The sequence below is a fragment of the Lentzea alba genome, assembly GCF_011067745.1.
GTDB classification, from domain to species: Bacteria; Actinomycetota; Actinomycetes; order Mycobacteriales; family Pseudonocardiaceae; genus Lentzea; species Lentzea alba.
The window spans coordinates 62,380-82,452 of the sequence record NZ_JAAMPJ010000019.1 but is presented as its reverse complement, the minus strand read 5'-3'; the positions used below and the strand labels follow the sequence as shown (position 1 = coordinate 82,452).

General features: G+C 68.9%; 14 protein-coding genes. 10 read left to right on the top strand and 4 right to left on the bottom strand.

Annotation, left to right across the window (positions count from 1 at the left end; all coding sequences use genetic code 11):
- Positions 1-13 precede the first annotated feature (13 nt).
- Positions 14-466, top strand: coding sequence for an SRPBCC family protein (locus G7043_RS44700; protein ID WP_166055319.1), 453 nt, complete (start codon positions 14-16; stop codon positions 464-466).
- On the opposite strand, the gene G7043_RS44695 is transcribed toward G7043_RS44700, so the two are convergent.
- Genes G7043_RS44695 through G7043_RS44685 form a run of 3 tightly spaced genes read right to left on the bottom strand, consistent with a single transcriptional unit; the run spans position 467 to position 7,516 of the window.
- The gene (locus G7043_RS44695) at positions 467-5,425 is read right to left on the bottom strand and encodes an AAA family ATPase (RefSeq protein ID WP_166055317.1); all 4,959 of its coding nucleotides are present in this window, start codon (positions 5,423-5,425) and stop codon (positions 467-469) included.
- Positions 5,422-6,507 carry an effector-associated domain EAD1-containing protein gene (locus tag G7043_RS44690; RefSeq protein WP_166055315.1) on the bottom strand — a complete coding sequence of 362 codons (1,086 nt, stop codon included), beginning with the start codon at positions 6,505-6,507 and terminating at the stop codon, positions 5,422-5,424. The genes G7043_RS44695 and G7043_RS44690 overlap by 4 nt, the downstream gene beginning before the upstream one ends.
- Position 6,508: 1 nt before the next feature.
- Positions 6,509-7,516 (bottom strand): trypsin-like peptidase domain-containing protein, encoded by a 1,008-nt coding sequence (locus G7043_RS44685; RefSeq protein WP_166055313.1) that lies wholly within the window; start codon positions 7,514-7,516, stop codon positions 6,509-6,511.
- A 337-nt stretch (positions 7,517-7,853) separates the two neighbouring features.
- On the opposite strand from G7043_RS44685, the gene G7043_RS44680 reads away from it, so the two are divergent.
- The 9 genes from G7043_RS44680 to G7043_RS44640 all read left to right on the top strand — a co-directional run bounded on the left by G7043_RS44680 (position 7,854) and on the right by G7043_RS44640 (position 19,160).
- The gene (locus G7043_RS44680; RefSeq protein ID WP_166055311.1) at positions 7,854-8,597 is read left to right on the top strand and encodes an enolase C-terminal domain-like protein; all 744 of its coding nucleotides are present in this window, start codon (positions 7,854-7,856) and stop codon (positions 8,595-8,597) included.
- Between the two features lie 29 nt (positions 8,598-8,626).
- A complete protein-coding gene (locus G7043_RS44675) occupies positions 8,627-10,579 on the top strand; it encodes an alpha-galactosidase D (protein WP_207312573.1) in 1,953 nt (650 codons plus the stop codon).
- A gap of 22 nt (positions 10,580-10,601) precedes the next feature.
- Complete coding sequence (locus G7043_RS44670; protein WP_166055309.1) at positions 10,602-11,078, top strand: carbohydrate ABC transporter permease; 477 nt, start codon at positions 10,602-10,604, stop codon at positions 11,076-11,078.
- Positions 11,065-11,694 carry a GntR family transcriptional regulator gene (locus G7043_RS44665; RefSeq protein ID WP_166055307.1) on the top strand — a complete coding sequence of 210 codons (630 nt, stop codon included), beginning with the start codon at positions 11,065-11,067 and terminating at the stop codon, positions 11,692-11,694. The genes G7043_RS44670 and G7043_RS44665 overlap by 14 nt, the downstream gene beginning before the upstream one ends.
- Positions 11,695-11,821: 127 nt before the next feature.
- On the top strand, positions 11,822-12,265 hold the full coding sequence (locus G7043_RS44660) for a YbaB/EbfC family nucleoid-associated protein (protein ID WP_166055305.1): 444 nt from the start codon (positions 11,822-11,824) through the stop codon (positions 12,263-12,265).
- Positions 12,262-12,567, top strand: coding sequence for a type VII secretion target (locus G7043_RS44655; protein ID WP_166055303.1), 306 nt, complete (start codon positions 12,262-12,264; stop codon positions 12,565-12,567). Before G7043_RS44660 ends, G7043_RS44655 begins: the two co-directional genes overlap by 4 nt.
- Entirely contained in the window at positions 12,564-17,222 is a 4,659-nt protein-coding gene (locus G7043_RS44650; protein WP_166055301.1) for an RHS repeat-associated core domain-containing protein, read from the top strand. The genes G7043_RS44655 and G7043_RS44650 overlap by 4 nt, the downstream gene beginning before the upstream one ends.
- A gap of 21 nt (positions 17,223-17,243) precedes the next feature.
- Positions 17,244-18,011, top strand: a complete 768-nt coding sequence (locus G7043_RS44645; RefSeq protein WP_166055299.1) for a hypothetical protein — start codon at positions 17,244-17,246, stop codon at positions 18,009-18,011.
- A 294-nt stretch (positions 18,012-18,305) separates the two neighbouring features.
- A complete protein-coding gene (locus G7043_RS44640; RefSeq protein WP_166055297.1) occupies positions 18,306-19,160 on the top strand; it encodes a hypothetical protein in 855 nt (284 codons plus the stop codon).
- A 58-nt stretch (positions 19,161-19,218) separates the two neighbouring features.
- Here the strand turns inward: G7043_RS44640 and G7043_RS44635 are convergent, their stop codons facing one another.
- On the bottom strand, positions 19,219-20,064 hold the full coding sequence (locus G7043_RS44635; RefSeq protein ID WP_207312572.1) for an XRE family transcriptional regulator: 846 nt from the start codon (positions 20,062-20,064) through the stop codon (positions 19,219-19,221).
- Positions 20,065-20,073: the final 9 nt, after the last annotated feature.

Here is a 20,073-nt window from a genome sequence, read left to right as displayed (position 1 = left end):
TAAGTTCGGGCGCATGACCCCGGACGCCTCCGCGCACATCGACGTCGCCGCTCCGCCGCAGCGGGTGTTCGAGCTGGTCAGCAGCCTGCGTGAGCTGGGTGGATGCGCCGAGGAGTACTCGGGCGGCAAGTGGCTGGGCGCCTCCGGACCGTCCGTGGGGGCGAGGTTCCGCGGCGTGAACCGGCGCGGGTGGCGGGTGTGGCCGACGACCTCCATCGTGACCGACTGCTCGGTGGGGCGGTTCGCGTTCGAGGTGAAGTCGTTCGGGCTGGCCGTGTCGCGATGGCAGTACGACATCGAGCCGACCGCTGACGGGTGCCGGGTCACGGAGTCCACTTGGGACCGTCGGCCGTCGTGGTACGTGCCGATCACCGTGCTGGCGACTGGGGTGAAGGATCGGGCGGTCACCAATCAGGCGAACATCGAGGCGACGCTGGCGCGGCTCAAGCACGCCGCCGAGGCCTGATCAGCTCAAGTCGACCGTACCGTCAGCCCCGAGACAGATGAACGGCCTGCGCTGCGGGTCCTTGGCGATGGCGAATGCCAAGGCCCGTGCGATCGTTTCCCCGGAACCGAGATGCCGGTAGAAGTCGGCCAGCGTGGCCGCGCAAGCCGCGTCGCCGACCTTGCTCACCGGCGTCACAACTGCCCGCACCCCCGCATCGATCAGCGCTCCCGCGAAACCGAATGCTTCGACTCGCTCGCACGTGTCGATCACGACGACGCTGGGCGGGCGCGACAGCAGTCGGATCGTGCTCGGGACGAGCAGTCCGTCGACGAGTTCAGCCGCGGAGAACCACGGATTGCCGGTGCCGTCGACCAGGTGCACCGAGAGGTGGGCGAGTCCGGCACCGTCCAACGCCGACAGCACGGCGGCGACCGTGGCTTGCTCACCGCTGAGCTGGACGGCGTTGCGAAGATCGCGGGCAGTCTGGCCGTCGGTCCCGGCCGTCGTCCGCACCACCACCGCATGACCGGCTGGGTGCTCTGTGCGTTCCGCGCGCAGCCATTCACTCGCCGACCGCACGACGGTTGTCGCACGACCTCGCAAGGACGGCAGAAGCCCCCACGGGACGTCATGGAGTTCCCGGGCGGGCACGACAACCAGGTCCCTGCCACCGATGTACCGGCCGAGCGGCTCGATCAACGAGGCGTCCAGCTGTTCAGCAAGGCGTGACGACGATGTGCCGATGACCTGGACGAGAGGCGCTGGCAAGTAGTCCGGTGCCATCGCCCGAACGTCCATGTGGAGTTTGCGGGCCGCGGTCGAGATCACCTCTGTTGTGCCGATCTCCACCGTCACCGTGTGCGTCGCCGTGAGGATCATGGCGATGTACCGGTCGCCCGCGATTCCGAACGACACCAACGCTCGTTCACCAAGTGCTGCCGCGACTTCCTCGCGTGAGCACACCGGGTGGACAGCGGGCAGGTCGCGCAACCGCCTGCTCAGCTCGGCATCGACGTCCTCGGCGGGCCTGCCTTCGAACCGTGCCTGCTGACGCCTTCTGGCGGTGATCCGCAGTTCGGACACGACTTCGGGCGCCGGCCTCGGGTCGTACCGGTAGATGTCGGCCTTGGCGTGTTCGAGCCAGTCGAAGAGATCCGGGTCGCCGGAGCGCCACGCGACTTCCACGGCCAGGTTCGCGAGGGTGCGGCCCTCGACGGCGGTGCCTGTCGGCAGATCCAGCGTGCCGAGCTGGTCGGGGTGGTTCGCCAGCTCCGCGAGGCCCTGCTGAGCCTCCACCAGAACACCCTGGTGATCACCGCGTGCGGCCACCAGTTCCGCCCGACACAGCCGCAGCGCCATCCGGCACTCGATCGGGCTGAGGTGACCGACGTCGGGCAGGGCGTGGACCTGCTCCATGGCGGACTCCAGGTCGCCGCGACGCACTCTGACGCGCACGGACAACGCCTCGGCGACGGCGGCTTCGTCGGTGAGGTCGAACTGGCGCAGTCGTTTCGCCAGCTCTGCGATGCGGCCGACGGTGGGAGGCTTCCCCGTGGCGACCTGCGCACGCATCCGGGTCAGAGCGCTGATCGCGGCCCACCTGTACTCGCCGCGCCGGGTGAACCGCCGGTTCGCCGATCGGGCCAACTCGCTCGCGTCCCTGAAGTCGCCGCGGAGGTAGGCCGCGGTGGCCGCGCGGTGCTCGGTGATGGCGAGCGTCCGCCCGGCGCGGGCCGCTCGCAGGATGTGCATGTGTTGCTTGAGCAGGTTCGCCGCGTCGACGGCCAGTCCAGCGGAGAGCATCGCTTCCGCCTGGCCAAGACGGTCCTCCGCATCGCGGTAGTACGCGATGGCGGTGGGAAGGTCGGCTCGCAGGATCGCGAGCTGACCCAGGTACCGAGATGCCGCCGCGCTGTTCCCTGGATGTTCATCGCCTGCCAGCTCCAGCACACGGCCGAAGTCCTGCTCCGCTCGGTCCAGCTTGCCGAGCGCGATCAACGCAAGTCCGCGCACGGTCAGCACGAGTTCCAGCGCGACGGAATCGAGTTCGGCCGCCGCCCTCTCGCGTTCGACGATCGCGATGGCGTTGTTGTAGTAGCCCACTGTCGACTCCATGTCGCCGGACATGGCCGCGTCCCGGGCATGGTCGAGTTCCCAGAACGCCTCCGTCGCCACGGTGAAGGTCGCGGCGGCCTTGAGCCGTGCGCGGCGGGACTCGGCCTCGGTCGGAGCCACGTTCTCCAGTGCCAAAAGCGCCTGTGCCCTGGCATTGGCGCCGAGGTCCAGGTTAAGCACACTGCGCAGCAGCTCCTCGGCGAGCTCGAAGTCCTTCGTGGCCGCCGGAAACCTGCTCGCGACGGCGAGTTCGCCGGATGTGACGGGGACCCGCAGCTCGGGCAGACCGACCAGGCTCTTGGTGTATTCGCTGTCCGTGCCGCCGGCGACCGCGTCGTCGGCCTCTTGCTGGAGCAGTTCGGTGAGCAGCCGGGTCGTGCCCTCTGGCGGCTCACCCTCGAACGAGAGCACGAGAACGACCATCTTGGCCAACGCGTAGCGGTCATCGGTGCTCGACATGGCCTGCCGCAGCGCGTTCGTCACGCGGGGGTCCTGAGCGAACTGCGCGCGGACCTGGTCGGCGTCCCTGGGATCGATGCCTTCAGAGCGCAACGCCTCGACGAGTACCGCGAGTGAGTGTTCACCGACCTCGGCGGCGAGCTCGCGCAGCAGACCGGGGACCTGTTGGACGCTGCGGACACCGAGCAGGTTGTGGAGCAAGATCGCCTGCTCGCGGAGGTCGCCGACGGTGTCGTCGTCGACCGGAGCGCCGTGGCGGGCGAACCTGAGCCGCTGCACGACCAGCTGGAGCCGCGTCCGCAGGTGGGAAACGGTCGGCGGGAGGTTGCCCGCGATCTGCAGAGCCTCGGCGGCGACCGTGTTCGCGTCCTCGAGCCGGCCGGTGAGCTCGCAGAGCCGGAGGATGTGCGCCGTGAGCCGGAAGTAGTCGTCGGTGTCGCCGTTCCTGGCGGCCTTCTCCTGCGCCGTGGCTGCCACGTCGAGCGCCTCGCCATGCAACCCGAGCAGGTCGAGCACGTTGATGCGGAGATCGGTCGATTCGAGGGTGGGGCCCACGACGCGGTCGTGCTCGTCGAGCGTGGACAGCGCCTGGTCGAACCTCAGGTTCGCCGCGAAGTCGCGGACGTTGCGCAGGATCAGCTTGCTCCGCACGTCGAGCTGGGCTTGACGCAGGTCGTCCGCAGAGACCGCCAGATCCGGCGACCTGGCCGCGAGGTAGGCCTTCGACGACGGCGGCATTTCGTCCAAAGAGGACAACAGGTGCGGCAGTGCCTGGTCGTCCCACCGGCGGTTGAGCGTGGCCGGGGTCTGCCCCAGCATGAGCCGGTGGTACAGCTCCTCGGCCCGCTCGGCGACGCCCTCGCACGACGCGTAGTACTTCACCGCCCGGCGGTGGATCGAGGCGGTCGTGCGGGGATCGTCCTCGGCCAGCCGCGGCAGCATGATCGATCGGACGTCCGCGCGGTGCACGACCTCGTCCCGGTGCGGCACGCGTTCGACGAGCATCGCCTCACGGGCGAGCCCGTGGAACAACCGGTACGCGTGTTCCTCGTGGTGCACGGCGATTCCGCAGGGGATCGCGAGCACCTCCTCGATCAACTCGGGGGTTACGCGGCGCAACGTCAGCCCGGGGTGGGCGAGCCTGCGCACGTCGGGATCGTCGATGTAACCGAGCAACCGGTGGTAGAGCTCGCCTTCGATCGCGGTGCGGCGCAGGGCGAGATCGCGGAACGCGTCGTTCGCCGGATGCCTGCGCAGGATGCCCGCCGCCAGCCGCACGCACAGCGGAGTCGTGCGGATCAACCCGACGACCCGGCGTGCTTCGGCTTCCGGTACCTCGACCAGAGCGTGCAGCAGCGTGATCGCGTCCGCCGGTGGCAGCACGGAAAGCTCGGCCGACTCGAACCCGAGCTCCGGCGCGGGCGACCGGCCCGCGAGCAGGATCGAGGCGTGGGGAGAGGTCGACGCGAGATCGTTCACGAAATCGACGAACGTCTCCTGCACCGCGATGGACCGGCGTTGAACCTCTTCGACGGTGTCGAAGATGAACAGGGTCGGCCGCTTCCTGGTGATGTCGGCGAGCTGCGCGAGCTGTACGTCCTCGCGGAACCGGTGGGAGAGCGTGCGGCTGGACGAGTCGAGCAGCTTGGTGCCGGCCCGAAGCGCCTCCACCGCACGCAGAAGTGCCGTGTTGGCTGTCGTTTCGGCGCCAGGAAGCTGCGCCGCGAGCTGCCTCAGCAGACCGACGATGAGCGACGCGGGCACGGCCGGGTCGAGCGCGCTGTTGTCGAAGTTGAGGTAGCAGACCAGTGTCTCGGGCACGTGGCGGAGGATGTGCCGGGCGAGCACCGCGGACTTGCCGGCTCCGCCCATGCCGTGGATCAACAGGGGAGCACCCGGCTCGCGGAGGTGGTCGTCGAGGCGGGCGAGCAGGTCCTCGCGGCCGACGAACTTGTCGTCCGCCAGCGCTCGCAACGGTTCCAGCAGCGCGGCCAGGCCGAGCGCGCGGTCGATGGCGGCCTGGGAGGGAAGGTGCGGGAGGTCGAGCCACCGGGACAACCAGCCGACCGCGCGCAGCCGGTCGGCGTCCAGCTGGTCCAGCTCGACGCCTTCGCCGGCACCGATGAACTGGTCGATCGCCCACTGCCGGGCATCGCCGGGCCGTTCGCGCAGCTGCGACCACACCCGGCGCAACTCGCTGAGCTCGACTCCGGCGACTGTCGAACGGCGCACCGAGTCGTCCAGGCACCAGTGGCGCATGCCGGACTCGACGCGCACCCGCCGTGAGTCGGGGAACAGCACGCCGTCTTCGTCCTCGACGCCCAGCCAGTGCAGTTCGTAGTGGGCGAGCAGGCTTGCGCGGAGCCTGAGTTCGCGGGCGTCCAGGCCCGTGGACAACGTCATGCCGCGCCCCCTGCCGGCCCGAAGGACGCGTGTGCCAGCTTGCCCGCCTTGCGGCCGAGCGCGTGCAGGTCGGTGAGCGTGGCCTCGGCCAGCACCTCGTCGACGAGCGCGGCGAGTTCGTCGCCGGACAGCGGCTGGCCGGCGACGTCGGCGACGTGGCCGAAGAACTGGCGGAGGTCGTGTTCGGTGATCTCGTCCAGCGACTCCAGGAGCAGGATGTCGAGCACGTCGGGCGAGAAGTCGCAGGGATGGCCGGTGACGATCAACCGCAGGTCGCGCAGTTGGCCCGCCTCGACCTCCTTCGCGAGCTGGGTCACCGCGATGAGCACGGCGGGATCGACGCTCGTCCGGTCGAGCCCGTCGATGAACACCCACCGCTCCTGCCGCGGCAACGAGCGATAGCGACCGACGAACTGGTGGACCAGTTCGCGGGCGGCCCGCGAATGCTCGACCAGCGGGTCGACGTCGGTGATCCCGTCGATGCCCATCTTGGTGGCGAGCTTCGTGATGAACTCGCCGGCGGTGACCGTGTCGTACCAGTCGTGCTCGATGTCGATCACGATGAAGTCGCAGCGCATGGCCGGGTCGTCGCACAGGACGTGCTTGATCAGGTGGCGGCTGTAGGTCTTGCCGGAGCCCGCTTTCCCGACTATCGCCAGGATCGGGTACTCCTCCTTGAGCATCTGCACCAGGCTCGCGCGCAGGTGGGTGCGGTCGAGCACCGCCCTCTTCCCGCCCGGCCCGACCAGCATCGAGCGGTGCCGGTCGGCGCACAGGTACCAGTTCGCGCTCGGTGCCTGGGCGGCGAGTACCAGGTCCAGTTCCGCGGCGGCGGCCGGTACCTCGTCGCGGACCTCGCGGATGAGCGCTTCGAGCTTGCCCGCGTCGGACGCGTCACGGGTGAGCATCTGCCAGAGCGCGGACGGGGTCTGGTGGTGCCAGACGACCTGGGCGGGCGACATGCCGACGCGCTGCCAGATCTCGGTCATCCTGTCGGTCTGCCAGACCGCGTGCTCCAGCGCGCGGTGCAGCCGGGCGGCTGTTCCGTCACGCCAGTCGGGCAGGTCGACCCACCGAGCCATGTCAGTCCTCGAAGTCCACGCCGAGCGCGTCGAGCCGTTCGACCACGCGGCTGATCGCGCGGCCCTGGTTGCGGAACGCGACACCGCTGCCGTCGTTCGCCTCGACCCACTGGTGGTGCAGGGCGACGACCCGCCAGTCCTCGTCGAACACGGGCGAGCCCGACGAGCCGGCGTCGGTGTCGGTCCAGTACTGCACGACGTCGTCGGCGGAGTGCAGCACGAGGTTGTGGTGCAGGGCGATCTTCTTGGGCAGTCCCTTGGGGTGCTGGATGATGCTCACGCGGTCGTGGATCCCGGGCCGTGCGCCGTGGCGCAGCGACAGGATCGGCACGTCACCCGGCAGCGGTTCCGCGGCTCGGATGACGGCGAAGTCGTCGCGCGCCTCGCCGACGATCGTACCGACGTCGCAGCGGATCTCCACAGGCGTCCGCAGCTCCCCGTCGGCGCCGACTTCGTAACCGAACTGGGCGCGAACCGCGGTGGCCGGTGCGATGCCCTCGTAGAGGACGTGGTGGTTGGTCAGCAGCGTGCGCTCGCCGACCCGGAACCCGCTGCCGTGCCAGCTCTTCCGGCCGCACTCGACGAGGATCCGGCACACCGCTCGCGCGCGGTCGAGCCCGTGCTGCAGGAACGCGATGTCGAGCAGGGTGTTCTGGTTCTCGACGATCTGACGTTCTTTGCCGATGTTGAGCCACACGGGCGCGTCGGGCATCCACGGGACCTCGACGATCGGCCGGTCCGCGAGCAGCTCGTCGACCCGGCGGGCGAGCGCGGGCCGGTCCTTCGCGGCGGCGCGCACCACTTCGGGCAGCCTGAGCTGTTCCGCCGCCACGGTGAAGATGTCGAACCACAACGCACGCGGTGACAGGCCCCAACGCACCAGAGCGGGGGAAAGGCCGCCTTCGAGCAGCACGGCCTCGATGTCGGCGTCGCGGTAGATGGTCATGCTCACGACGTCACGCAGTTCCTGCAGCCGCGCGTCCGTCCAGTCCAACGGGTGATCGAGCATCCGGTACCTCTCGGGTGGTTCGCGCCCGCATGATCACATCCCGGTGCCTGTTTTGGGTACGCCCCTGGGTGCTTCACCCGTTCGGGTGTCTTGAAGAGCTGATGACAATCGGACAGAAACGCTCACGTCTTCACTCGCGCTCGAACAGCGACCAACATCGATCACCACGGCTGTGAGCTGCAGACATCGGAGGACCGTAACTAGAACCGGTCCGGCAGACCCGTTGTAACCGCTCCCATCACCGTGCCAACCTGCTCAAACGACGGTTGACCCCTTCGAAACGGCCGCGTTCAATGCCATCAAATATCCTATAGGATCAGAGATCCGAGGAGTTGGCGTGGCAAAGGTCGTACGTGCCGAGGCGTTCCAGGTCGACGTTCCCGTCGAGGCCCTGCGCACGGACGCGGTCCAGCAGTTCGTCAAGCAGGAGACCGTTTTCGTCGAGATCACGACCGACGACGGCCTCACCGGACTCGGCTACGCCTACACGATCGGCACGGGCGGCAGCTCGGTTCTCACTCTCCTGAAGGACCACCTGCTGCCCCGCCTCGTGGACGCGGACGCGCGCCGGATCGAGCGGATCTGGCACGACCTGTTCGCGAGCACGCGGAGCACCACGGTCGGCGCGATCACCTCGCTCGCGCTGGCCGCCCTCGACACCGCGTTGTGGGACCTGCACTGCCTGCGCGCAGGGGAACCGTTGTGGCGCATGGCAGGCGGCTTCCGGCGGGAGGTGCCGCTGTACGACACCGAGGGCGGCTGGCTGCATCTCGGCACCGAAGAGCTGGTGAGAGGCGCCAAGGTCGACGCGGCGCGGATCGGCGGCATCACGCCGTTCCTCAAGGTCGCGCACCTCGCGGAGGCGTTCAACGCCGACGTCTGCCCGCACTTCCTGATGGAGCTGCACGTCAGCCTCGCCGCCGCGCTGCCCAACGGGAAGTTCGTCGAGCACATCCCGCAGCTGCGTGCCATCACCAAGAGCGAGCTGACCGTCCACAACGGACATGCGCTCGCGCCTGACATGCCAGGTCTCGGCATTGATTGGGACCGCGATGCGATGGACGACCTCCGAGTCGCCTGAACAACCGCCGAAATCACAAAGGAGTGGTCTTGAGAGCGTTAGGTGTCGTTGCCGGCCTGCTCGCGTCGCTGATCGCGGTCCCCGCAGCAGCCCAGGCACCCGAAGTCCAGCCAGCCCCGAAGATCGCCGAGAAGCCCTACATGGGCTGGAGCAGCTGGAGTCTGCAGGCGACCAACTACCCCGGCGTGAACCCGGACGGCCCAGCCAGTTGGCTGAACGAGAAGAACGTCGTGGCGCAGGCGGACGTGCTCGCGGCGAAGTTCAAGAAGCACGGCTACAACCACGTCAACGTCGACGCGGGCTGGCTGGGTTCGTTCGACGAGTACGGCCGCCCGGTCGCAGACGCCAAGAAGTTCCCGCACGGCATGAAGTGGCTCGGCGACTACGTGCACGGCAAGGGCCTCAAGTACGGCTCGTACCTCGCGGTCGGCCTGGACCTCAAGGCGTACAACGACGGCAAGACGCCGATCCACAACGCGCCCGGCTGCACCACCAAGGACATCGTCTACCCGGACCTGCGCAAGACCAACGGGTGGGACATGGCCTACAAGATGAACTTCGACAACCCGTGCTCGCAGAAGTACATCGACTCGATCGCGCAGGTCATCGCGGGCTACGGGGTCGACTTCCTGAAGCTCGACGGCGTCGGCCCCGGCAGCTTCAAGGGCGGCGAGCGCTACGACAACACCACTGACGTCAAGGCGTGGAACACCGTGCTCAAGAACACCGGCCGCCCGATCGAGTTCCTCATCTCCTGGGTGCTGAGCCACCGCCAGGCCGACGTGTGGAAGGCCAACACCAACGGCTGGCGCGTCGACACCGACGTCGAGTGCTACTGCCCGACGCTCGTCACCTGGAACAACTCGGTGAAGCAGCGGTGGAACGACGTCGTGCAGTGGATCGACGACGCCGGCCCCGGCCGCTGGAACAACCTCGACAGCCTCAACGTCGGCAACGGCGAGATGGACGGCATCACCGAGGCCGAGCGCCGCAGTTACATGACGCTGTGGGCGATCTCGAACTCCCCGCTGTACCTGGGCGACGACCTCACGAAGATCGACGACTTCGGTTACCGGTTGCTCACCAACGACGAGGTCATCGGGATCAACCAGGCAGGCATTCCCGCCCGTCCGGTCGACCAGTTCTCCGACCAGCAGGTCTGGTACGCCCGCAACGCCGACGGCAGCTTCACCGTGGCGCTGTTCAACCTCGGCGCCAAGCCCGCCACCGTCACCGCGGACTTCGCACAGCTCGGCATCAACGGCACCGCCAAGGTCCGCGATGTCTGGGACCGCAAGGACATCGGCCGGGCCAGGGGCTCGTTCAGCGCCGACCTGCCGGTGCACGGCACGAAGCTGCTGAAGATCACCCCGCGGTCCGCCGTCTCGCCCGCCGTGGTGCAGGGCACCGGTGCCACACCGACCAGCGTGTCGCTGAAGTGGCAGGGCCGCTCCGGCGTCCGTTACGACGTCTACGCGGGCAACAAGAAGGTCGCGACGACCACCTCGACGAGCGCGACCGTCACCGGACTCATTCCGGCGACCTCGTACGAGTTCACCGTCGTGCAGAACGGCAACCGTTCGAAGCCGGTTTCCTTCGTGACGCCGAAGGAATCCGTGACCTACGAGGCGGAGAAGGGCAGCCCCGGCGGCGGCGCGACCGTCTACGGGTGTGCGTGCTCGAACGGCAACAAGGTCGGGTTCATCGGCGGTAGCGGCGTTCTCACGATGCCGACGGTCACCGTTCCGCGCGAAGGCACCTATCTGGTCGAGCTGAACTACGTCGACGCGAGCTCCAGCCGGACCGGCATCGTCACGGTGAACGGCACCAGCTTCAAGCTGCCCGTGGCCGGCTCCAACGACGACAACTGGAACGCGCCGCAGAAGGACACCGTCCCGATCTACCTGCTGGCCGGCAACAACACGATCAGGTTCGGCAATCCCGACGACTCCGTGTTCGACGTCGACAGCATCCGCATCTGACCCCTGAACTGGAGGCGTCGTGGTGACAACCGTGCAAGACTCCAGCGCCCAGGTCGTGCGTGGACCTGCCACCACGGCGCCTCCGCCCGCAGTCCGGCGGCGCACAGGCCCTGCCTCGCGCCGCAACGACACGTGGGTCGCGTGGCTGCTCGTCGCGCCCGCCATTCTCGGGTTCGGCGTGTTCTTCGCCTACCCGATGCTGCGCGGCGTCTACCTCAGCTTCACCGAGTTCCACATCCTCACCCCACCGGTGTGGACGGGACTGAAGAACATCCAGGAGCTCATCAACGACATCCGGTTCTGGCACTCGCTCGGCGTGACCGCGTACTTCGTGGTGCTGACCGTGATTCTGGGTGTCGGTATCTCGCTTCTCACGGCGGTGGTTCGGATGACGTGTTCGCCGAGATGGAACGCGTGTCGCAGGAGATACTGGCCAAGAACTGACGGGAGCCTCAGGAGTGGTGTTGCGGATACCGACCAGGCGCGTGCTCGCGGATGACGTCTACGAGCAGATCCGCGCGCTGATCATGAGCGACGGCATGGAACCGGGTGCGCGCGTCAACATCGACGAGATCGCCCGGCAGCTCGACGTGTCCCCGACCCCGGTCCGCGAGGCACTGGCGCGTCTCGAGTCCGAGGAACTGGTCAGCAGGCTCCCGTTGCGCGGCTATCGCGTGACGGACCTGCTGAACCGCAAACAGGTCGACGATCTGTATTCGTTGCGGCTGCTGCTGGAGCCGCCCTCCGCGGCGCTGGCGGCAGCACGCATGACACCGGAGAACGTCGCGCTGATCGAGGAGGAACTCGCCACCTGCCCGGCGGCTCCCGCCGACAACGCCTATGACGACTACAAGAACCTGACGGCACACGACCAGCGGCTGCACGAACTCATCCTGCGCATCGCCGGGAACGAGGCGGTGCTGCAGTCGTTCGCGAAGACGCACTGTCACCTGCACTTGTTCCGGCTGAACTTCCAGCAGCCGTTCGGGGTGCAGACCATCACCGAGCACCGTGCGATCGTGGACGCGCTGGTCGCCCGGGACGCGGTGGCGGCGAGTGCGGCGATGACCGCGCACCTGGAGGTGGCGCGGGCTCGGTTGCTGGACCGGATGTAGCCGCCAGCCGCGCCGATGAGGGCCGGGATTCCATCGTGTTGCGCCGAACGGGTTGCTTCGGCTCGACTCGCGGACAAGGTCTCCTGCGCTCGGCACCCTGGGAAGCCAAGGCCGCGGGGGTGTTCTCATGGAACTGCCGGACGTCGAGCGCATGGTTGACGACTGGGAGCGCAACGCCGAGGAGAAAGCCCGGCGCTACCAGGAGATGTCGAGCCAGGTCAGCCAGGTCTCGATCACCGGGTCGGCCGCCGACGGTGCCGTGAAGGTGACGGTCGGGGCCAACGGTATTCCGACCGACGTGGCCATGACGCCGAAGGTGCGGCAGCTGGAGCCGGAGCGGATCGCCGCCGCCGTCATGGAGGCGATGCGCAGCGCCCAGTCGCAGTATCCGGAGCGGCTGGCGGAGATCATGGCGCAGACGGTGGGCGAGGACTCGACCACGCGGCACCTGCTGGCGGAGGCGAAGGCGAACTTCCCGGCGCCGCAGGAGGAGCAACCGCCACCGCGCAGGCGCCGGCCGCCGGACGACCCCGAGGACTTCAGCACCGGCAGCTTCATGGATCGCCGATGACCGGCGGCTACGAGGTTCTGACCGGCGAGCTGGACGCCCACGCCAGGAAGATCGACGGGTACGCGCAGCGGCTGCAGGCCGCGGTGGACGCGGCTCGTCAGGTCACCATGAACAACGACGCCTACGGGGTGATCTGCCAGCCCTTCGCGATGCTGCTGCAGCCGTTCGAGGAGATGGGCGTGAACGCTCTGGCCAAGGGCGTCGAGACGATCAACGAGACGTCGCAGGGGATGCGCGACACCGTCAAGAGCTACCACGAGCAAGAGGCCTCGGAGTCAGCGCGGATGGGCGGCATCCTGTGAGCGAGGGGCCTGGGTTAGTCGCGCAGCCGAAGTCCGACACGACGGCCACCACCGGGTTCGGCATCCTGGAGTCGGCAGAGGGGCTGGCGACGGGCGTCTCCAGCGGTGACTGGGTCGCGGCCGGGCTCGGCGGGGTCGGCGTCGGGCTCGAAGTGCTGAGCATGGTGGTCGACCCGATCGGCACACTGGCGTCCGCGGGCGTGTCCTGGCTGATCGAGCACGTGCAGCCGTTGAAGGAGGCGCTGGACTGGCTCGCCGGCGACCCGCCGGTGATCCGCTCCTTCAGCGAGACGTGGGGCAACGTGTCGGCCGAGGTCGCGCGGATCGCCCAGGAGATGGGCAACGAGGCCAAGAACGGCACCGCGGGCTGGACCGGCGCGAGTGCCGACGCGTACCGGGCGCACACCGCCGAGGTCTCCGACGCGATCGCCGGTGCCGGCGCGCTGGCCGACGGCATCTCCGCGGGTGTCATGATCATGGGCGAGGTCGTCGCCTTCGTCCGCGAGACGGTCCGCGACATCGTGGCCGAGCTGATCGGCCGGCTGATCGCGTGGGCGCTGGAGGCCGTGTGCACGCTGGGACTCGCCACCCCGGTGATCGTCGGTCAGGCGGTGACCGCGATCTCCCGCGTGGTCAAGAAGATCGGCGACCTGATCCGCAACCTGATCAAGACCATCGGCAACGTCGCGCCGCGCATTCGCAAGATCATCGACAAGCTCGACGAGATCATGCAGAAGCTCGCCAAGCTGATGCGCAAGGGTGGCGACGGCACGACGAGCCCCAGTGGTGCGACGACACCGTCGGGCGCCAGTACGCCCACGAAGCCACGCGGTGGCGACGGCACGACGTCGCCTTCGTCCGCTGACGGACCGTCGACGCATCCGTCCTCTGTGGACGCTCCGCCCGGCAAGGCGTCCGACGGCACCAGCCCGAGCTCGTCCAGCTCTCCCAACGGCCGGTCTGACACGTCGCCGCCGGGTGGCAGAACGGATCCGGCCTCCGCTCCGAAGGGCGACAACCCGCCGCCGCGCAACGCCGACAACGGCGGCCAGCGCTCCGAGGGCAATGGCGGCTGCGACGGCAGGGGCGGCGACCCGGTCGACACCGTGTCCGGCCAGATGATCATGTCGAGCGTCGACCTCGAGCTGCCCGGCCTGCTGCCGCTGGTGGTCAGCCGTTCCTACGCCTCGGACTACCGCGACGGCCGCCTGTTCGGGCCCGGCTGGTCGTCCACTCTGGACCAGCGGCTGGAGCTCACCGACGACGGCGTCCGCTTCTACGGCGACGACGCCCAGGTGCTGTCGTACCCGCGCCCGCAGGACGAACCCGTGCTGCCGCTGTTCGGCGCCCGCTGGCCGTTGACCTGGGACCGCGCCACGGACACCTACCTGATCGAGGACCCGGACAGCGGCTGGGTGCGGCACTTCGCCGCGGTGACACCGCAAGCCCGCCCGATCACCGCGCTGACCGGCCGCGACGGCCACCAGATCACCTACACCCGCGACCCCTCGGGCCAGCCGGTCTCGATCCGCCACTCGGGCGGCTACTACGTCGCCGTCGACATCGTCGAGGGTCCGGAGGGCACCCGGCTCGGTTCGCTGCGGCTGATCGACCAGCAGGGCCAGGGCGTCCGGGTCGTGGCGTACCAGTACGACCAGCTCGGCCGGCTGACCGGCGTCGTGAACTCCACCGGTGTGCCGTACCGCTACTCCTACGACGCGGCCGACCGGATCACCTCGTGGACCGACCGCAACGGCTTCAGCTACTCCTACGAGTACCGCCCGGACGGCCGGGTGTCGCGCGGCTGGAACGCCGACGGCTACCTCGACGCCACCTTCGACTACGACCTGGGCAACCGCGTCACCGCGGTCACCGACAGCCTCGGCCACCGGACCGAGTACCACTACGACGAGCACAACCACATCACCGCGGTGGTCGACCAGAACGGAAACGCCGAACGACCCGAGTTCGACCGCTACCACCAGTTGGTCTCCTTCACCGACAAGAACGGCAACACCACCCGGTACGAGCGGGACGAGCACGGCGAACCGGTGCGCGTCACCTACCCGGACGGTGCCGTGGTCAGCTACACCTACGACCCGCGCTGGCGGCTGCCGATCAGCGTCACCCAGTCGAACGGCGCGGTCTGGCGGCACACCTACGACGACGCGGGCCACCTCGTGTCCACTGTGGACCCGATGGGTGCGGTGGTCACCAACGAACTGGACGACCGGGGCCATCTGGCCGCCAGCGTCGACGCCGACGGCGCTCGGTGGACCTACACCAGTGACGACGCCGGCCGTCCCACGTCGATCACCACCCCGCTCGGCGAGACCACCCGTTTCCGGCACAACGGGTTCGGCCGGGTCGTCGAGGCGGTCGACGCTCGTGGGCGGGTGACCCGTTACGGCTGGAGCGTCGAGGGTCAGCCGATCTGGCAGGTCTCGTGGAACGGTGACCGGGAGGAGCGGTTCTACGATCCCGAGGGCAACATGGTGCGCAGTCGCTCCGCCAGCGGCGCCGTGACCACGTTCGAGCACGGCCCGTTCAACACCCTCCTCGCCCGCACCGGGCAGGACGGCATCCGGTACACGTTCCGCCACGACACCGAGCTGCGGCTCACCGGCGTGACCAACCCGGCGGGCGAGACCTGGACCTACCGCTACGACCCGGCGGGCAACCTGGTGGGAGAACGGGACTTCACCGGCCGGACGCTCGACTACCGGGTCGACGCGATGGGCAACCTCGTCGCGCGGTCCGAGGGCGGCGGGCCGGCGGTCGAGCTGGTCCGGGACGTGCGCGGCCGCGTGCTCGCGCAGTCCGCGGCCGGGACCCGGACCGACTTCGAGTACGGCGACGGCGGCTGGCTGCGCCGGGTCGGCGACGGGGTCACCGAGGTGACCTTCGAGCGCGACCTGCTCGGCCGCCCGCTCGCCGAGTCGGTCAACGGACAGACCGTGCGCAACGAGTACGACCTGGCCGGCCGCCGGGTCCGGCGGGTGAGCCCGTCCGGTGTCGAAGCCTCCTGGCGCTACGACGAGCTGCGCCGGGAGACCGAGCTGGTCGGCACGGCCGGCACCGTGGCGTTCGAGTACCAGGCGGGGCAGGAAGTGCTTCGCAGGCTCGGCGAGAACGCCACGCTCACCCAGACCTACGACGCGCGCGAAAGGCTCGCCGGCCAGGCGTTGTTCTCCTCCACGGCCGTGCCGGGCCAGGTGCGTGCGGTCCAGCAGCGCACCTTCCGCTATCGCGCGGACGGCCAGGTGACCGCGATCGACGACCGGTTGCGCGGCGACCGGGTGTACGAGCTGACCTCGGGAGGTCGCGTCACCGGGGTGCGCGCGACCACCTGGGCCGAGCGGTACGCCTACGACGCCCTCGGCAACCTGGTCGCGGCACAGACCGGACCATCCACAGAGGACTCTGTGGAGGTGGACGGCCCGCGCACGGTGAACGGGGTGATGTTGCGCGCCGCCGGCCGCACCTCCTACGACTACGACGCCGCGGGACGGGTCGTCCGGGAGGTCCGGCGCACGTTGTCCGGCCAGCGCCGGGTGCGCGAGTACGAGTGGAACGCCCTCAACCAGCTCGTCGCCGTGACCACGCCGGAGGGCACGCGCTGGCGATACGTCTACGACCCGTTCGGCCGTCGCATCGCGAAGCACCGGCTCGGCGCGGACGGCGCGGTCGTCGAGGAGACCACGTTCGCCTGGGACGGCATGCTGCTCGCCGAGGAGCGGCGCACGGTGGACGGCACGACGACCGCGACCTCGTGGGAGTACCGGCCTGGGCGCGCCGAACCGGTCACTCAGACGACCCGCTCGTGGCTGGCCGACGCGCCCGCCGAGATCATCGACACCCGGTTCCACGCGATCGTCGCCGACCTGATCGGCACCCCGACCGAACTCGTCGACGCCGCCGGCCAGGTGGTCTGGTACCGGACGAACGGCTTGTGGGGCAACACGATCGCGGTGTCCACATCGGACGGGACGAGCTGTCCGCTGCGCTTCCCGGGGCAGTACCACGACGTCGAGACCGGCCTGCACTACAACGTGCACCGCTACTACGACCCGCACACCGCGCGTTACCTCTCCCCGGACCCGCTCGGCCTGCCGCCGTCGCCCAACCACTACACCTACGTCGCCAACCCGCTCGCCGTCTCCGACCCGCTCGGCCTGGCCGGCTACCGGGGCGACCGCGGGCAGTGGGCCCGCGACCCGGACCTGCCGCCTCCCGACCACGTGCACAACCGAGGCACCGAATATCCCCGCGACTACTGGCAATCGACCCATGACCACATGGCCACGCACTGGACCGTCGAAGGCCGCGCCGCGCGCGGCGTTCCCGTCGACGCGAACGGCGCAAGAATTCCGCACGACCAGCTGAACTGGGTGAACCGGAGGAACGAGCCCATCGACTATTACGCCCCGGATGGCCGCAGGAACCTCACCTACGAACATGTTCCGCCGGTTGTCCAGCATTGGATCGAAGAGGGCCACAACCAGACAGCGGCTGAGCGTGAGGCTTGGTACAACAACACCGACGACATGGAGGCCATGGGCCGCAGCGAGAATTCCTCGGGCGGTGGACAGGAGACGCGGCGGTACGCGCATGCCACTCCCGGGCCGAGGCACCCGTGTAACTTGGACCATTGATCGACCCGTGGAGGTGCGGCAGTGGACCTGACCGAGACGTTCTCGGCGGAACCGAACGCCACCGGTCTCGACGACCTGCCCGAGGCGTGGCACTGGTCGTACGCGCCAGGCCTCGACTCGTGCGCGGCGTTGTCCGCCGACGGCAAGCACGCCTTCCGGGCGAACGTGCGGGACTCGTTCGACGAGGGCCTCGCGGTCACGGTCCTGTCGTTCGCCAGGGAACACGGCGCCGAGCTGATCGGCCCACCGGAGCGCCCACTGGTGCTGGTGGAGGGGTTTTCGCACCCCGGCTACGCGTTCGACACGGTGGTGGCCGCCGGCCCGGCGATCCACGGCCACTACCGCGAGGACGCCGAGACGAACGCGGCCGTCCGGGCTGTGCTGCCCGCATTCCGCTGCGAGTTCGCCGGCGACGAGGATGTGGCGGAAGCCGAGTACCGCTACCTGCGCGCCGCGGGTGTGCCGGCGTCGAGCTGGGGGCGCGAACCCCGCCCGTTCCTGAAAATGCGGTTCCGCGGGGACAACGGAGATCTCCCTGCCGTACGCGACTTCGCCCGGCCCAAGCTCCTGGTCTCCTGGACGACCAGGCACGAGGGCAGGGCGGATCTCTTCGTCGAGTTCGAGAACTACCGCCGCGATGTGTACACCGTCGAGTGGACGGACACCTGGACCCTCACCGCTCCTGGTGCGGAGCCTCGCCACGTCACCCTCGAAGACCTGCTCGACACCATGAAGTCCGCGCTGTACGGGCCCAACATCGCCGCCGGCACCGGTGAGTTCCCCGGCTAGTGGTGCGTCGAACGGCAGGCTGTCCCCGAGTCGAACACAGTCGAACGACAGCTCGCCCGATGGGGCCGGGACAGGACCACCGTGCCCACCGGTCTCACCGTCTCGGTCTGTACGAGGGACCACGAACCGAACCGCGTTGCGGTCGCGGAAAACCCGCTCTGACCAGCAAGATCACCACTGACAAGAAACCTTAAAACCATTTAAAAACCACGGTGGTCTAGTCCGCTTTGAACCCCGTCCGTGACCTCCCCGTAGTCATCGGTACAACACCGATCGACCCCCGAGGAGAATCGAATGGGCGCTCGACACCGCAAGCCCGCCATGATCGGCGCGGGCGCCATGCTCGCGGTCGCTGCTGTCGCTGGTGGCCTCTTCGCCTTCAGCGGCACCGACTCGAACGCGGCTGAGGACTGCGGCGGACTGGACACCGCCCTGCAGAACAATCTGAACTTCATCGCCGGGCAGCAGGCGAACCCCGACGCGCAGTCGGACGCTCGCATCGCCAACCGCCAGGCGGTGGTCAACCTCATCAACCAGCGGCGCGCGGCGGCTGGGTGTGGCAACAACGTCCAGGCGCAGCCCGAGAAGGGTCAGGCCGCCGCGTCCGGTGAGGACTGCGGTGGGCTGGACAAGGCGTTGCAGAACAACCTGAACTTCATCGCGGGGCAGAAGGCCAGCCCGGACGCGCAGTCCGAGGCCCGCATCGCGAACCGGGAGGCCGTGGTCGACCTCATCCAGCAGCGACGCAAGGCGGCGGGCTGCGAGGGTGACGGCGGCGCGGCCGACCAGAACCAGGGCAACAACAACGCCGGCAACCAGGCCACGGCCCAGCCCGCACCGAAGCCCCCGGCCAACGCCGACCAGGGCAACGCCAACCAGGGCAACAACAACGGCGCGGCCGGTCAGCAGGTCTGCAACGGCTCCACCGTCACGCTGTCCGGCGAGGGCGGCGAGCCCGCCGCGTCGAGCGGTACTTTCCCGGTCGGCACCACGCTGAAGGTCACCAACCTGGACAACAACAAGTCCACGACCGTCAAGGTGGCGTCGGTGTCCGGCAGCTGCGCGCTGCTGAACAACGCGGCCTTCGAACAGGTGCGTGAGCCGGGCAAGTTCCTGATCCGCAACGCCAAGATCGAGAAGATCGGCTAATAGTCCACAAAGGACAACAGGGCGGGTGTTCCCCACGTGGCGCGGGGGGAGCACCCGCCTAAGTCCACGTCCAGCGGAAACCTCGGACACCGGGCTGCACGTCCAGGGCGACGTCGAGCAGCGTCCGGCCAGGCCGCACCGCGGAGCCGTCCAACTGGGTGACCGAGGCCGGCACGGCGCCCTCGAACGTCACCTCCAGCACGTACTCGTGCGTCGGCATGCGGAACTTGCGCTCGTAGTTCGTCGCGAGTGGACACGGCGCCTGGTTCACCAGCTCGTGCTCGATCACGATGCTCTCGCCCTTGCGCAGCGACTGGTCGAACAACAGCTCCACGACCAGCAGACCCCGCGCGGGGTCCTGCACCAGCTGGCCGACCGTGCAGTTCTTCAAGGCCCGGACCGCGGGCAACGGCCGGTCGCGCTCGTCCACGTGCACGATCACGACCCACCGGTCGGGGCCGTCCATCGACGCCGACAGCACCTGCCTCGACCGGAAGGACCGCTCGGTCCGGTCCGCGCCGATGGTCACGAAATCCTGCTGGCTCACCCGGATGAGCTGGTCGTCCCACTGGGTGTCGAGGTCCTGCAACGCTTCCTCGACGTGCGTCGGCGGCGGCCAGAACGCGGACATCGCCTCCGGTGCCCTGCGCAGCCAGCGGCCGCGCGGACGGGGTGAGCCCAGCAGGCCCGAGAGGTGGCCGGGCGGCACCTTCAGGATGTGTTCCAAGTGGACGACGGCCTGCAGCGACTTCTTGCGCTCCGGACGGCTGCGGCCCGTCTGCCAGTAGCTCAGCGTCGCCAGCGAGACCGAGACGCCGTTCTGGGAGAGGTGTTCCCGGAGTCGCTCCAGACCCAGACCGCGATTCGTGATCGCGGTCCGGAGCGCCTCCGAGAACTCTTCCACCCGCGCCAC

Bases quoted from the DNA above. Each gene is read 5' to 3' on its own strand.
- G7043_RS44690 (WP_166055315.1), bottom strand. From the start codon at position 6,507: ATGGCTCGGTGGGTCGACCTGCCCGACTGGCGTGACGGAACAGCCGCC.
- G7043_RS44685 (WP_166055313.1), bottom strand. From the start codon at position 7,516: ATGCTCGATCACCCGTTGGACTGGACGGACGCGCGGCTGCAGGAACTG.
- G7043_RS44695 (WP_166055317.1), bottom strand. From the start codon at position 5,425: ATGACGTTGTCCACGGGCCTGGACGCCCGCGAACTCAGGCTCCGCGCA.
- G7043_RS44655 (WP_166055303.1), top strand. From the start codon at position 12,262: ATGACCGGCGGCTACGAGGTTCTGACCGGCGAGCTGGACGCCCACGCC.
- G7043_RS44700 (WP_166055319.1), top strand. From the start codon at position 14: ATGACCCCGGACGCCTCCGCGCACATCGACGTCGCCGCTCCGCCGCAG.
- G7043_RS44640 (WP_166055297.1), top strand. From the start codon at position 18,306: ATGGGCGCTCGACACCGCAAGCCCGCCATGATCGGCGCGGGCGCCATG.
- G7043_RS44660 (WP_166055305.1), top strand. From the start codon at position 11,822: ATGGAACTGCCGGACGTCGAGCGCATGGTTGACGACTGGGAGCGCAAC.